This window comes from Mucilaginibacter lappiensis (genome assembly GCF_900155965.1).
Lineage (GTDB): Bacteria > Bacteroidota > Bacteroidia > Sphingobacteriales > Sphingobacteriaceae > Mucilaginibacter > Mucilaginibacter lappiensis.
Genome location: NZ_FTMG01000009.1, coordinates 155,876 through 171,269 on the forward strand (window position 1 = coordinate 155,876; position 15,394 = coordinate 171,269).

Consider the following 15,394-nt stretch of genomic DNA (forward strand, 5'->3'; position numbering starts at 1 on the left):
AGCAAAAAGTTTTAAATAATTAATTATTGTTAGAATATTTAACCGGCATGGCCGCTAAGCATACTGGCCATAATGATAAGTAAAACCAACACAGTGATGCCAATATACAGGTAATCTTTTTCAAGTATGAAACCGATGGCCGAAAATATTACTCTTATAATAGGCGTGGCAATAAGTAAAATAATACCTGCCTGTATAATAGCCCGGCCCCTGAAAGTAATGATGCCATTAAGTATGCCCCTGGTATTATGCACGAAATCTGGGACACCCTTAAATGTATGGTAATCGGCAGTAACATGACCATGCCTGTAAAGGTATATGATACCTCCTATAAAAATAATACTCATAGACAGCAATACACCAAGGCGTAATATCCAGCCGATAACGGCTTGCATGTCGGTATCTCTAAAGGTTTTGTTCATTATCTTTTGGTCATTAAGTCATTGGTGTCATTAAATCATTTACATTAATGATTTAATAACAATCATCAATGACCTAAACTATATTTTCCCTATAAATCCGTTATATATCATTTGTACTGCCAAAAAGGTCACCACCACAGCAAACACCCAGCGTAACCAGCCCGATGAGTTGGTATGTACCAATATTTTTGATCCGCTTAAAGCACCCAATAGCACACCAATAGCCACAGGCATCGACAGACCAGGATCAATGTATCCGCGCTGGAAATAAACAACGGCACTTGCAGCGGCGGTAACGCCTATCATAAAGTTACTGGTAGTGGTTGATACTTTAAAGGGGATACGCATAATGGTATCCATCGCCAATACTTTTAATGCGCCCGAGCCTATGCCTAGCAAGCCGGATATTACTCCGGCAAAAAGCATCATGAAAAAGCCACCGCCTACGTTTTTTACGCTATAGTTTACAGGTCCGTTAGCCGTTGGGAAGCTGCTGTTGAGCTTTAATTTTTCGGCCAGTAAGTTTTTTTCCTGGTTGATCAGCTCCGCTTTTTTACGTAACGACATAATAGCCGATATGATCAGGATAATGCCGAACAGGATAGCGATAAAGTTGGTAGGGATATACACGGCTATCAAGGCTCCAACCATGGCTCCGGCAGTTGTGGCAATTTCCAGGAACATGCCCAGCCTGATGTTGGTAATACCTTCTTTCACATAGGCCGCTGCCGAACCGGATGAAGTGGCGATCACCGATACCAGCGAGGCGCCAATAGCATAATGAATATCAACATGCAGTACCAGGGTAAGCAGCGGAATGATAACAAAACCACCACCTAAACCGGTTAATGACCCTAATAAACCCGCAAAGTACGAGCCGATAAAGAGGATAAGCGTTAATACAATTACCGACATCATTTGCTTTAACTTGAACTGCGAAAGTAGCAAAAAATGGTCATTTAAGTCGTTGAATCAGAAAGAGATTAGGTATTTAAAATGTCTATAATATCTACAGATAAAATAACTAACCACTTAATGTCCTGACCATTAAATACATGTCCTGAAAGTAAAAATGACTAAAGTACAAATGTCCCAATGACTAAATTTGCTACTTTCGTGGCATGGGTTACAAAAGTTTACAGGCCTGTATTGCCGATCTGGAGAAAAATGGTCACCTGGTGCGTATTAAGGAAGAGGTTGATCCGTATTTACGGATGGCAGCTATTCATTTGCGGGTATTCGAAAATCAGGGGCCGGCCATACTGTTTGAAAAGGTAAAAGGTAGTAAGTTTCCGGCTGTATCCAATTTATTTGGTACGCTGGAACGCTCTAAATTTATATTCAGAGATACGCTGGATAAGATCAAAACCCTGGTTGAGCTCAAGAACGACCCTTTAAAGGCCATTAAACATCCTTTTCAATATACCAACGTGGCGCTCACGGCGTTATCGGCCCTGCCCATGAAAAAACGTGTTGGTGCACCGGTTAACTTCGGTAGATGTAAAATAAGTGACATTCCACAGATCGTAAACTGGCCTATGGACGGCGGCCCCTTTGTCACCATGCCGCAGGTATATACGGAGGATCCAGATAAACCAGGAATCATGAATGCCAACCTGGGTATGTACCGCATACAGCTGGCTGGTAACGATTATATCCTGAATGAGGAAATAGGCTTGCATTACCAGATCCATCGCGGTATAGGCGTGCACCAAACCAAAGCAAATGCCAAGGGGCAGCCTCTAAAAGTAAGTATATTTATCGGTGGCCCGCCATCGCATCCGGTAGCAGCCGTAATGCCGCTGCCCGAAGGCTTATCAGAAATGACCTTTGCCGGTGCATTGGGCAATCGCAGGTTCCGTTATTTTTATGACGATGAAGGTTTCTGTATCTCCTCTGATGCTGATTTTGTGATTACCGGGACAGTAATGCCTCATGACAACAAACCAGAAGGGCCTTTTGGTGATCACCTGGGTTATTATAGCCTGGTACATCCATTCCCATTGCTTAAAGTGCATAACGTATATCACCGTAAGGATGCTATATGGTCGTTTACGGTGGTGGGGCGCCCTCCGCAGGAAGACACCAGTTTTGGGGCATTGATCCATGAAATAAGCGGCGCGGCTATCCCGAAAGAAATACCCGGTTTGCACGCGGTGAATGCTGTTGATGCTGCTGGTGTACATCCGCTGCTGTTTGCCATTGGCAGCGAACGTTATACGCCTTATATTAAAGAACGTAAACCCCAGGAAATATTAACCATTGCCAATCATATACTGGGTAAAAGCCAGCTGAGCTTAGCTAAATACTTGCTAATTGCAGCAAAGGAAGATGATCCGGCATTGGATGTAAATAATATCGGTGCGTTTTTAAATCATATCCTGCAAAGGATCGACTTAACGCGTGATTTACATTTTTATACTCGCACCACTATCGACACGCTCGACTATAGCGGCAGCGGATTAAATTCGGGCAGTAAAGTTGCCATTACCGTGGCTGGGGATATCAAACGCGAACTCTGGACAGAACTGCCCTCATGGTTCGACCTGCCAAGGCCTGTCAACAATTACAAAATGGCCATGCCCGGTGTGCTGATGGTAGAGGTACCCAAACATGTAAATCATAAGGATATTGATAACATAGTAAGCATCATCGAATACAGGTTAAAAGAGGAGGAAGAAGAATTGGAGGGTCTGCCGCTAATTGTGCTTTGTGATGATGCCGCTTTTGCGTCCCAAAACGTAAATAATTTTGTCTGGGTAACCTTTACCCGCAGTAACCCTTCACATGATATTTATGGCGTAGGTAGCTTTACCGAGCATAAGCATTGGGGCTGCACAGGTCCGCTCATTATTGATGCCCGCATCAAACCACATCATGCCCCGGTACTTGAAAAAGACCCCGAAATTGAAAAACTGGTTGATAAAATGGGCGAAAAAGGCGGAGCATTACATGGAATAATTTAGGATTTTTGGAACAAGAAGCAAAGACTTGGGGATAAAGGATAAGAGACAAAAGAAATCATGAAATCCTTTAATCCTAAAAATCATGGTTCAGAAAAAAATCAGCGAAATCAACGTAATCACAAAAATCAACGGTTAACTTTGCCCCTTATGAAAAATGCCCTGCTTTGTTTAATAATTATCATAGTCGCTTTCGGCTGTAAAAAAAGAGATGTACCGCATTATATCGTATCAAGAGTGGTTAAAAGCGATACGGCCAGTAAGCTTATTGTTAATATAGGTACACGTTTAAGCCAGACTGATCTGCTGGGTATTGCTGCTAAAATTAAAGGAGATAGTTCGGCATTGAGCAATTTACAGCTTTGCTATATGTTGCCAGGGCATAATGATAAAAATACAGGGCCCGATAACTTTTACGCTATCGCCAAATACCCCAATGCTTCTGTAACCACTATGCAGGATACCCTGAAAGATGTTGATGGTAATGTGGTGCGTTTAAATATCAAAGGCTTATCGGCACAGGATGCCAAACATTTATTGGAGCTTGCCCCTAAGGAGATACAAGGTAAAAATATCCTGGGAAAGTTTATCGATGATAGTAATCATACGTTGATAGTGCCTTTTACAGAGGTTAATGATCCCAAGAAAGAAGTATACATTATTGAATTCGATCATGCCGGCAAAGTGGTATCGGCAACCGTACCCATGCGCGATAATAAGGATGGGATCGAAAAGCTTATTGTGACCCACCGGGGCGATTATTGTACGTTAAAAGATAGTATACTTACCCAATATTCCATTGACGATTTGGGTTTGCCGTACAATAGCATTAAATCAGGTATTTAATATTCCTGTCTTAAAATTAGCAAATTGTTGGATTAGTATGCGAAAATCACTCAAAACTAATAGCTTAGTTAAAAAGCCGGGTTAAATAGTAATAATCTTTACTTTTTATAGAATATACTAATATATTTATAGAGTATAAAATATTATAGTATATGACCCGAAACTTTACCAAAATTTTAGCACTAAGTGTTGCTGGGGTTTTTAGCGTTTGCTGCGCTATAGCCCAACCCCGATTGCCGGAAGGTTATTTCTGGAAAAAGCTTCCAAACGGCCTGGAAGTAGTAGTTATTGAAAACAGTAAGGTACCGCTGGCCACCATTGAAATTGCTGTAAAAAACGGGGCCTATACCGAGGGTCCCGAATTTAGCGGATTATCGCACCTTTTTGAGCACATGTTTTTTAAGGCCAATAAGGATTATCCAAATCAGGAGGCATTTTTAAAACGTACACAGGAACTTGGCGCCATCTGGAATGGTACTACAGATGTGGAACGGGTTAATTACTTCTTTACGTTTGACCGCGATAGCCTTAAAGCGGGTTTAAAATTCATGAATGCAGCTATCCGCTTCCCGATATACCGCGAAGAAGATATGAAAAAGGAACGCCCTGTTGTTGACGGCGAATTTCAGCGTGCCGAGAGCGATCCGGGTTTCCAGCTTTGGTTTGGTATCCAGCAAAAGCTTTGGGGCGATCTCATCACCCGCAAAAACCCTATCGGGATCCATGAAGTGATCAATACCGCCACACCAGAGAAGATGATGGTGATTAAGGATAAATATTATTTCCCCAATAACAGCCTGGTAACCATTTGTGGTGATGTAAAACATGAAGCCGCGTTTGCCCTGGCCGAAAGTATATTTGGCGATTGGGCCAGCAGTGGCTTTAATCCGCATGAAAAATATCCTATCCCACCATTCAAGCCTTTAACCAAAAGCGAGTATTTTATTAAAGAAACTTCTATTGCGCAAACACCTTATATGCAGCTTTCATGGCAGGGGCCGGCTTACTTAACCGATTCTGCTTCAACCGTTGCTGCCGATGTGTTTTCGACAATTGTTGGTTTAAACGCATCTAAATTTCAACAATCACTCATCGATAAAGGACTGGCCAGCTCTGCTTCTTTGGGGTATACCACCAGCCGGTTTGTGGGCCCTATTGATATTTTTGTGGTGCCCAATCCCGGTAAATTAAAAGAGTGTTATGATGAATTGCTTAACCAGGTTAGCCAGTTCGTGAAATCAGATTATTTTACTGACGAACAGTTAAATGATGCCAAAGCTATTTTATTGAGAAACAGTGTTCACCGCAAAGAGAAACCATCTACACTGGCAAGCCAGATGAGCTACCAGTGGTGCAGCACCTCACTTGATTACTATACCGATTTGGACAGCAATTACCAGAAGGTGAGCCGTGCCGATATACAAAAGTATGTAAGCACCTATATAACAGGTAAGCCGTATGCAGCAGGTATTATCATAGCACCAGAGTTAAGTAAACAACAAAATGTAGCTTCATTTTTTGTAGCTAAGTAAAATTAAAATCTTATCATGATGAAGAAATATGTATTCACCCTGCTGATTGCAGCGGCGATAGGAAATATAAAAACGGTACAGGCACAAAATAAAGCTTATGAAACCACGGTTGATGGCGTAAAGGTGATTGTGCAGCCAAGCGGCAACGATATTGTAGAGATACAAACTATTATAAAAGGTGGCGTACAAAACTACAAGGCTGATAAAATGGGCATTGAAGCTATGGCCATGGCCGCGCTTACCGAATGCGGAACCATCAAACACGATAAAAATGCTTTTAAAGATCAGTTGGATAAAGTGAGTGCTACGGTTGATGGCAGCAGCAACAAAAATTACGCTACTATGCGGATGAATTGTATCAAGAGTGATTTTGATATAGTTTGGCCTTTGTATGTTGAAGCTTTAACACAACCACGTTTTGATGCCAAAGAGTTTGCACGTATTAAACAGGATGCGATCAATAATATTAAACAAGCTGATTCGCAGCCAGACCACGCGATTGATCAACTGGCAAATAAAACGGCATTTGCTAACCGTGATTATGCAAAAGATCCTAATGGTACGGTAGATATCGTATCTAAATTAACTCCCGAGGAAACCAAAGCTTATTACCAGTCCATATTAACCCGGTCGCGTTTGGTTATTGTGGTTGTAGCCGATTTGGACAAGGCGGTTATCGAAGCAAAGGTAAAAGCGATGCTGGGCGGTATAAAACAAGGTACTCCGTTTGAGTTTAAAAAATCATTCTTCCGCGTATACAAAAACTCATTCAATGCCGAATCGCGCGATCTGGCTACCAATTATGTAGAAGGCATTACCAGCGGTCCGCAGCCGGGTGCACCAGATTTTGATGCGTTCAACGTAGCGATGAGGATATTTGCAAATCGTCATTTTTTAGATGTGCGTACCAACAATGGTTTATCATACGCGCCACAGGCCTGGTTTAGCGTTGGACAAACATCTACAGCCAGATTCTCGGTATCAACAACCCAGCCCGATAAATACATTGCCGTATTTGATAAACTGGTTGACAAAATAAAAACAGAAGGTTTTAAAGCTGAAGAGGTTGCTAATATGAAAGTTACCTATCTTACCGGGTTTTATTATAAAAACGAAACCAACAGTGCGCAGGCATTTTCTATGGCATCAAACGAAGTGTTGTTTAACAACTGGAAACGGTCGTTAACGCTGGTTGACGATGTTAAAAAGCTGACACTGGAAGAAGTAAGCGATGCTTTCCGTAAGTATATCAATAATATTGTTTGGGTTTACCAGGGCGATCCTAAAAAGGTGAACCAGGTATTATATATCAATGGTACCTTAAATAAAGGCGATAACCCGGTAAGTCATTAATCAATCGGAGCCAAATAAAAAAGCCAGGCAAATACGCCTGGCTTTTTTTTATTGAAGGTGTTGAGTCTTATCTAACATCTCTTTTAACCTTGTTCAAGGTACTTTGACCTGGCAAATAGATCTGGAAGCCAAAATCTAAAGTCAGTTTGTTTTGATAACCTAAGCTACCAAAACCAGCGGTACCGTTGTATTTTAGCAAAGTTTCTAAACCGATGCTTGGTGTAATAAAATAGGCAAAACCAGGGCCGAAGCTAAAATCTAAACCATTGGTTGAACCACCCGGACCGCTTGGATTGAAACCGCCCAGACCAACAGTAGCTTCACCAAAAAAACGACCGTGTTTTAATACCTCAACATCCGACCCGGTGTAGTAGCGACCTAATGCACCTACTCCGTAACCAACATCCGTACCGGCTCCTTTGGCTGTAGCAAGATCTAATTTAGCATAGGCACCAAGGGCAACATTGTCTTTAATAAACCAGGCTGCTTTAGGCGTAAGATCCATAGTGAAATTTTTGGCACCGTTTAAACCCAGTGAAAAGTTGCCGATGTCACCACCCATTAAGACATTTCCTTTCTGTATTTGTGCGCTTGCTGTGAAGCTGAAGCCGATAAATGCCAATACGGCTAATAATGTAAACTTTTTCATAGTGCTGTTTTTTAAGTTTTTAACTTTAAGTAAATTTTAATAAGAACTCATTAACAATTGCTGTGCCATTAGAAATATGGAAGGATAAAAACAAGTTCTGCCAGATTGAAATATATTGATAATAAAGCGGTTATATGATAGTTTAACCCTTTAATAGTTGAGTGGATTTACAATTATATGTATATTAATAAACATCGCGATGTATGTTAATTTATATACAGTTATTAAATAAAACAGGGAGTCTGGTTGTAGTAATATACCGGATGGTAGCATGGGGAGACAGTACTGATCTAGTACTTTAAAGCTGATTGTAGCGTAGTTAATAACGAACAAAGCTCGCTGATATGCGGGCTTTGTTCGTTACTTTGATAAATTAAAGTATGTTATTTTAATAAATTTCTCCAGCTAACCAGGTCGCCGATAATTTTGTCAAGCTGATCGGCAGGAACGCGTTCCTGTTGCATGCTATCGCGGTGGCGTATGGTTACGGTATTGTCTTCGAGGGTCTGGTGATCAACCGTGATACAGAAAGGTGTACCAATAGCATCCTGACGGCGGTAGCGTTTACCGATAGCGTCTTTTTCTTCGTACTGGATATTGAAGTCTATCTTTAGTTTATCCATGATCTCGCGGGCTTTCTCGGGTAGACCATCTTTCTTGGTGAGCGGGAAAATGGCGGCTTTAACCGGGGCCAGGCATGGGTGCAGGTGCAATACGGTGCGGCTATCCTGTTTTTCTTCGGTGCTCAGATCTTCTTCCTCGTAAGCGTTGATCATGGTTAACAGGAACATCCTGTCTAAACCGATAGAGGTTTCAATTACATAAGGCACATAGTTACCGTATGGTTTGCCGGTTTCCGGATCAACCTCAGGGTCAAAATATTGCATTTTTTTACCAGAGAATTTTTCATGCTGGCTCAAGTCGAAATCGGTACGGCTGTGTATACCTTCCACTTCTTTAAAACCGAATGGGAATTCAAATTCAATATCATAAGCAGCATCAGCATAGTGAGCCAGCTTTACGTGCTCATGATAACGGTATTTAGCCGCGTCGGTACCCAAGGCCAGGTGCCATTTGAGGCGGGCTTCTTTCCACTGGTTAAACCATTCTTTTTGAGTGCCGGGGCGTACAAAATATTGCATTTCCATTTGCTCAAATTCGCGCATGCGGATAATGAACTGACGGGCGATCACCTCGTTACGGAAAGCTTTGCCAATTTGAGCTATACCGAAAGGGATCTTCATCCTGCCCGATTTTTGTACATTCAGGTAGTTTACAAATATACCCTGAGCAGTTTCCGGGCGCAGATAAACCACGTCGGCATCATCAGCAACAGCGCCCATCTGGGTACTGAACATCAGGTTAAACTGACGAACATCGGTCCAGTTGGCTGTTCCACTAACAGGACATTTAATGTTTAGTGCTATTATTAAGTCTTTTAAACCTACAAGATCTTCATTTTTAAGGTGCTCATTAAGCTTAGTATTGGCTTCAATCGCTTTTTTAAAATAATCAGATTCTAAAATTAGATGGGTAAACCAGTTAAACGCCTCGCTTTTTCCACCAGGGGTGTTAATGTAACGATGCTCCCCAGCATTTATGTCTATACCTGAAACTATTTCATTAAAAAGGTTGACAGTTGATTTCTCATTATCAATTTGTTCTTCTAATTCGATGCGAGTATTATATTTTTGATTTGTTTTATTTTTAGCCTCGTCAACAGCCTCTTTGATCAAAGAAGCTATCTTGTCTTCCAGTAACTGGTCGGCACGGTAGCGTTTTTTAGAATCTTTATTATCGATCATCGGGTCGCTGAAACCATCAACGTGCCCGCTGGCTTTCCATATTTTAGGGTGCATAAATATGGCCGAATCAATACCTACAATGTTATCATGCATTTGCACCATGGCTTTCCACCAATAAGTTTTGATGTTGTTCTTCAATTCGGCGCCAAACTGCCCGTAATCATAAACAGCACTCAAGCCATCATAAATCTCACTTGAAGGGAAAACAAAGCCATATTCTTTGGCGTGCGATATAACATTTTTAAAAAGTTCGTCGGTTGATTTGCTCATAATAGCTGCAAAGATACAATTTAGGGAGAAAGCTGAAAGCGAAAGGCGAAAACCTTAAAATGATAAGTATCAATTTGCTAAATTACCCTAATTAAAACCAAAGGGCCTCTAATTTCATTATACTATAACCAATTAATTTACCGCAGCCATGGAACATATTGTAAGAATATTAGATATCCATAACGTTACCCATAACGTTAAACAATTTATAGTAGAAAAGCCTGATGGTTTTACATTTACACCAGGGCAGGCAACAGAACTATCCATCAATCAACCACAATGGGAAGGGCAGCGGAATCCATTTACGTTTACCTGTCTTACCGATGAGCATTACCTGGAGTTTACCATTAAAATATACAATGATCATCCCGGCGTTACCAATCACCTTGGTGAACTGGAAGTAGGCGATGAACTGATACTGCGCGAAGCCTGGGGAGCTATTGAATATAAAGGGCCGGGATATTTTATAGCCGGTGGTGCCGGTATTACGCCATTTATAGCCATATTGAGGCAGCTAAACCAACAAGGCGCTATAGGAGATAACAAGCTTTTCTTTTCTAATAAAACTGATGAGGATATTATCCTGGCTGCTGAGTTGAAAAGTATATTAGGCAAAAACGCCTTATTCACCATAACTAATCAGAAGGACAGCGCACATGACCAGCGCCGCATTAACGAAGACTTTTTAAAAACCGAAGTAAAGGACTTTAACAAGCACTTTTACGTTTGCGGCCCCGATGCCATGGTGCAGGAAATAACCGGGCTATTAGAAAAATTAGGCGCAAAGTCCGATGCTGTTATTTTTGAAAAGTAACACGGCATCATTGACAAAAAATCAATAAATCCGAAATCGAAATTCCGAAATCCGAAATACTCTTTTACATTTGAGCTATGAGTATCCGGGTTGAATCGTTGTCAAAAGTTTACGGAACGCAAAAAGCGGTTGATAGTATCAGCTTCAGCGCGGAGCCTGGTGTGCTGGGCTTTTTGGGCCCAAATGGTGCGGGTAAATCCACCACCATGAAAATCCTCACCTGCTTTATCCCCCAAACCTCAGGCACAGCATCGGTTTGTGGATTTGATGTCATGTCACAGTCATTGGAGGTGCGAAGGCACATTGGTTACCTGCCCGAGAGTAATCCGCTGTACCTGGATATGTATGTTAAAGAATCATTGGGCTTTATTGCCGGTATTCATAAGGTACAAGAACCCGAAAAACGCATAGCTGCTATTATTGAGCAAACAGGCCTGGGGCCCGAGCAGCATAAGAAAATAGGACAGCTTTCAAAAGGCTACCGCCAAAGGGTAGGACTGGCTCAAGCCATACTACATAACCCGGATGTACTGATATTGGACGAGCCAACCTCCGGGCTCGATCCTAACCAACTGATCGGTATCCGCCAGTTGATACTGGAACTGGGTAAAACCAAAACTATTATCCTATCTACCCATATTATGCAGGAAGTAGAGGCGGTATGCAACCAGGTAATTATTATTGATAAAGGTAAAATTGTGGCCAATGATACCCTACTGGGGCTTCGCCAAAAAAACAATGATCATACCCTGGAGCAGATATTTATATCACTTACCGGTGACAATTAAATATTTTGATTTTTAAAATAAACTTTTATTTTTGTGCCGCCTAGTTACTTTATTAACAAATAAAATAGATACGAACTCCCTGCCGCCCATGGTGAGTATCTATATTATTCTATTGATTATTACTTTATTTACGAATTAAACCGATACAAAAGCACCGCCGCCCAAGGTGTGTATCCCATATTATCTTTAGATTAATATGCTAAAATCACGTATTTAATAAAATATTAAAAGGAGATTGTAACGTTTGCTTAATAGCAGCGTCTATATTCTCAGGAAAAAACTGCGTTATAGGAAAATCCTATTAACGTTGTGTTAACAAACAAACATCAATCAATAAATTATGAAAAAAGTTCTATTAGCCTTAGCTATTATTGCTGGCACGGCATTCACAACCCTCGCGCAAACCAAATCTGGCGACAGCGGTAAATTCAGTATCGGAGTTGATCCGGCACTTCCACTTGGCAGTACGAAAGATATATCTTCTTTCGCTATTGGTGCAGATATTAAGTATGAGCTCCCAATTGCGCCAAGTACATTATTTACAGTTTCAGCAGGATACACTCGTTTTTTATATAAAAGCGCATTCAAAGACGGTCTGAAAGCATTAGGTATCGATAAATCTGGAGAGGGTTTTGTTCCGGTGAAAGTCGGTATTAAATACTATATCGAGAATGGCTTTTTTGTTGAAGGTCAGGTAGGTGCTACGTTTTCTACAGAAAGCGGTGGTGGTACTGCATTTGCTTACTCTCCAGGTGTAGGTTATACCTTTGACGGCGGTTTTGAAGCTGGTCTTCGTTATGAAGGCTGGTCTCACAATGGTTCAGTTAGCCAACTTGGTTTACGTTTAGCTTACCGTTTCTAAACAGAAAATTAACGATTAAAATTTAGGTAAAGCCCGGGGGATAATATCCCCGGGCTTTATTATTATAAATATTTTCTGGCGTATTAAACGTTGTGTGATCGTGCACGTCAAATAAACCGACAGCGGTAAAAAACAAATCCGCATTAATCTTATTACAAAATTATTTTATGAAAAAAATCCTATTAGCCTTAGCATTTATTGCCGGCACGGCTTGCACAACTTTCGCTCAAACTAAATCCGGAGACAGCGGTAAATTCAGCATCGGTTTGGAAGGTGGACTACCTGTTGGCGATTTCCACAACTACTCTAATTATATTATTGGCGGTTCGCTCAAATATGAGTATCCTGTAGCCAATAATTTATTTATTACTGCATCGGCCGGATATAGTAGTATCCACATCAAGAGTTTCGATCTTTCCTATAATGATCCGAATTTCAGTCTTCAATATCACAGTGACGGCGGTTCTTCTGGTATAATACCCGTAAAAGTTGGCGCCAAATACTATTTTGACGGACACTTTTTTGGTGAAGGCCAGTTAGGTGCAGCCTTTGCAACCGGTAATGGCAGCGGTACAGCATTCGTTTATTCGCCAGGCATTGGATATACATTTGCAGGCGGCTTTGAAGCAGGCGTTCGTTATGAAGCGTGGTCAAACAATGGTACTATCGGTCAGCTTAGTTTGCGTTTAGCATACCGTTTTTAAGCAAATAGCAACAATAAATGGAGGGCGCCGGAATAGTATTCCGGCGCTTTTTTTATATAACTACCACTAAAGGAATGTGGGCTTTTAAGCCAAATATTACGGTGAATAACGGCATAACTATTCGACATAAGGCAAACAATATGTTTACAGCGCTGTATTGTTAAAAATCACACAGTCTTAAAAAACATGAAAAAAATCTTATTAGCCTTATTCATTATTGGAGTTACTGCAATGCAAAGCTTTGCGCAATCCAGGGGCAGAAACAACGGAATATTCAGTATCGGTTTTGAAGCCGGTTTACCTACAGGCGACGCGCACCATCTTTTTGGTTCGGTATTAGGCGCTTCGCTTAAATATGAACTTCCGATTGAGCGTAGTACCTGGTTTACCATATCGGGTGGCTATAACTCATTTCAACCAAAAGGGGTATACAGCGATTTTGGTGGCCCCGCAATTAATGCCATTCCCTTAAAAGTAGGTGTTAAATACTATTTTGACAGGAACTTTTTTGCTGAAGGCCAGATAGGTGCTGCCTTTTATACCGGAAGGGCCAGCGGAACAGCATTTGCCTATTCGCCGGGAATTGGCTATAGCTTCAGGGAAGGTTTTGAGATTGGCCTGCGTTACGAAGGTTGGTCTAAGGACGGTACGCTTGGCCAGGCGGGTTTGCGTTTGGCATACCGCTTTAAATAGAAATAGCCATTCAAATTCAAGGCCCGGTGAGTATATTGCCGGGCCTTATTTATTATTAAGGCTTATGTTAATGAATGTTAAAAGCTATGGGGTGAAATAATATCCTGCAAAAATAAGCGTCTGTGTTATCAATCGGCCGGTGCAGTGGTACCCTGCGTGGCCGGTAATTTAACTTTACACACATTCAATATGAAAAAAATCCTATTTACGCTGGCCGCAGTATGCGGCACAGTGTGGGGCAGCTTTGCTCAAACATCAGCATCTGGTACAACATCAATAATACCGTCTTCTCCGGCAGATCACGCTCAGTTCAGTTTTGGGTTGGAGGGTGGAGTTACTTTAAATCATGTTCGGGGTAATTCTACAGCTATCTGGGGGGCATCGGTCAAATATGAGTTGCCTATCGCCACCAAAACCCTGTTTACCATATCGGCCGGATATACCTACCTGCCATATACCAGTTTTGAAAAAAGTTTTCTGAAGGCGGAGGGTAATAATAGCGCAGGGGCCAGTTTTATACCGGTTAAGGTGGGCATCAAGTATTATGTTAGTCATGGCTTTTTTGTGGAGGGCCAGGCTGGTGTTGCATTTGCTGTTAAAGGGCCTAATTACAAAACATCATTTGCATGGTCGCCGGGAGTGGGTTATACCTTTGGCAATGGTATCGAAGTTGGCGCCAGGTTTGAAAACTGGTCAAACAGCGGCGCCCTTAACCAGGCCAATTTGCGTTTAGCATACCGCTTCTAATAAACGAAAGATTAAATAAAGAGTCCTGAAACAGCTAGCTGTTTCAGGACTCTTTATGTGAAAAAGCATCTTCACGCTGATTCAGTCCGGAAAATACAAACGCTGTACGCATACACCAAATGATGGTTTACACTTTTATCACCATATTGGAGTTTTTTTTTGTATAATTATTTGATTACCAGTAAAATAAATAAATGTTAACCGTAAAAAGTGTAAACCATGTAAACCCACTTTTGAAGGAAAATGGGTTTACAGTCCTTGCTGTTACAGATATGCCTTGAGGGATAGCACAGTATATTAATTGTCGTAAAACACCCTGATAATGTCATTTTGCACCCTCTCTGCCGCTTTGTATAAGCGCTAACTTTGGTATAAACAAAATTAAATTATCATGACAACTAAAGAAATTGTGTTACAAGTTATTGACGCTTTTGATAATAACGACGTAGATAAAATATTAGACCTTTTTGCCGATGACGTAATATGGACAATGAAAGGTTCAAACCTCACCATCAGCAACGGGAAAGATGAAGTGGAAAAGTTTTTAAGCGGAATGGAAGATGTAAAGGTTGTTTCATCAACCTACGACCACCTCATTGTTGACGGTAATAAGGCTGCCGTTGATGGCTTTATACAATGCAAAAACAAAAACAGCGAGGAGATAAACATGCACTACGCCGATTTTTATGAGCTGGAAAATGATCGGGTGAAAATACTTACATCTTATATAGTTGATAAAAAGGATTAGATTAATTTTCTTTTTGAGAATTCAAAAAAAACGCGTCATTGCGAGGTACGAAGAAATCTTTAAGCTATACAGGGCGGCTCTGCTTATCGGGGATTGCTTCGTACCTCGCAATGACGCGTGCGAGAAGGAGGGCTTACCTTGCGCGATCACCAGGATAAGCACATTATACATAAACCCATAAACCAATAAAAAAATATT

Annotated in this window: 15 protein-coding genes; 11 read left to right on the plus strand and 4 right to left on the minus strand. The window is 41.2% G+C overall.

From position 1 onward, the window contains the following. Window positions 1-38 precede the first annotated feature (38 nt). Both BW976_RS17575 and BW976_RS17580 read right to left on the minus strand, forming a co-directional pair. Entirely contained in the window at window positions 39-422 is a 384-nt protein-coding gene (locus BW976_RS17575) for a DUF1634 domain-containing protein (RefSeq protein ID WP_076374812.1), read from the minus strand. Between the two features lie 78 nt (window positions 423-500). After that, window positions 501-1,337, minus strand: coding sequence for a sulfite exporter TauE/SafE family protein (locus tag BW976_RS17580; RefSeq protein ID WP_076374814.1), 837 nt, complete (start codon window positions 1,335-1,337; stop codon window positions 501-503). 206 nt (window positions 1,338-1,543) lie between these two features. Between BW976_RS17580 and BW976_RS17585 the strand changes: the two genes are divergently transcribed. The 4 genes from BW976_RS17585 to BW976_RS17600 all read left to right on the plus strand — a co-directional run bounded on the left by BW976_RS17585 (window position 1,544) and on the right by BW976_RS17600 (window position 7,116). Then, window positions 1,544-3,388, plus strand: a complete 1,845-nt coding sequence (locus tag BW976_RS17585) for a UbiD family decarboxylase (RefSeq protein WP_076374816.1) — start codon at window positions 1,544-1,546, stop codon at window positions 3,386-3,388. Window positions 3,389-3,535: 147 nt separating this feature from the next. After that, the gene (locus BW976_RS17590; protein WP_139332332.1) at window positions 3,536-4,231 is read left to right on the plus strand and encodes a hypothetical protein; all 696 of its coding nucleotides are present in this window, start codon (window positions 3,536-3,538) and stop codon (window positions 4,229-4,231) included. 152 nt (window positions 4,232-4,383) lie between these two features. After that, window positions 4,384-5,763, plus strand: coding sequence for a M16 family metallopeptidase (locus BW976_RS17595; RefSeq protein ID WP_084192248.1), 1,380 nt, complete (start codon window positions 4,384-4,386; stop codon window positions 5,761-5,763). A 15-nt stretch (window positions 5,764-5,778) separates the two neighbouring features. Next, entirely contained in the window at window positions 5,779-7,116 is a 1,338-nt protein-coding gene (locus BW976_RS17600; RefSeq protein ID WP_084192249.1) for a M16 family metallopeptidase, read from the plus strand. Window positions 7,117-7,183: 67 nt separating this feature from the next. Here the strand turns inward: BW976_RS17600 and BW976_RS17605 are convergent, their stop codons facing one another. Beyond that, on the minus strand, window positions 7,184-7,765 hold the full coding sequence (locus tag BW976_RS17605; protein WP_076374822.1) for a hypothetical protein: 582 nt from the start codon (window positions 7,763-7,765) through the stop codon (window positions 7,184-7,186). A 383-nt stretch (window positions 7,766-8,148) separates the two neighbouring features. Further along, window positions 8,149-9,840: a glycine--tRNA ligase gene (locus tag BW976_RS17610; protein ID WP_076374824.1), complete on the minus strand. Its 1,692-nt coding sequence runs from the start codon at window positions 9,838-9,840 to the stop codon at window positions 8,149-8,151. Window positions 9,841-9,988: 148 nt separating this feature from the next. Here BW976_RS17610 and BW976_RS17615 point away from each other — a divergent pair, with 148 nt between their 5' ends. The 7 genes from BW976_RS17615 (at window position 9,989) to BW976_RS17645 (ending at window position 15,196) form a co-directional block, all read left to right on the plus strand. After that, window positions 9,989-10,654, plus strand: coding sequence for a ferredoxin reductase domain-containing protein (locus tag BW976_RS17615; RefSeq protein WP_076374826.1), 666 nt, complete (start codon window positions 9,989-9,991; stop codon window positions 10,652-10,654). Window positions 10,655-10,731: 77 nt separating this feature from the next. Further along, complete coding sequence (locus BW976_RS17620) at window positions 10,732-11,442, plus strand: ATP-binding cassette domain-containing protein (protein ID WP_076374828.1); 711 nt, start codon at window positions 10,732-10,734, stop codon at window positions 11,440-11,442. A gap of 340 nt (window positions 11,443-11,782) precedes the next feature. Further along, entirely contained in the window at window positions 11,783-12,304 is a 522-nt protein-coding gene (locus BW976_RS17625; RefSeq protein WP_076374830.1) for an outer membrane beta-barrel protein, read from the plus strand. Between the two features lie 167 nt (window positions 12,305-12,471). After that, window positions 12,472-13,008, plus strand: a complete 537-nt coding sequence (locus tag BW976_RS17630; protein ID WP_076374832.1) for a hypothetical protein — start codon at window positions 12,472-12,474, stop codon at window positions 13,006-13,008. A gap of 186 nt (window positions 13,009-13,194) precedes the next feature. After that, window positions 13,195-13,701: an outer membrane beta-barrel protein gene (locus tag BW976_RS17635; protein ID WP_076374834.1), complete on the plus strand. Its 507-nt coding sequence runs from the start codon at window positions 13,195-13,197 to the stop codon at window positions 13,699-13,701. A gap of 189 nt (window positions 13,702-13,890) precedes the next feature. After that, window positions 13,891-14,448, plus strand: coding sequence for an outer membrane beta-barrel protein (locus tag BW976_RS17640; protein WP_076374836.1), 558 nt, complete (start codon window positions 13,891-13,893; stop codon window positions 14,446-14,448). 391 nt (window positions 14,449-14,839) lie between these two features. Then, a complete protein-coding gene (locus BW976_RS17645) occupies window positions 14,840-15,196 on the plus strand; it encodes a nuclear transport factor 2 family protein (protein WP_076374838.1) in 357 nt (118 codons plus the stop codon). Window positions 15,197-15,394 lie beyond the last annotated feature (198 nt).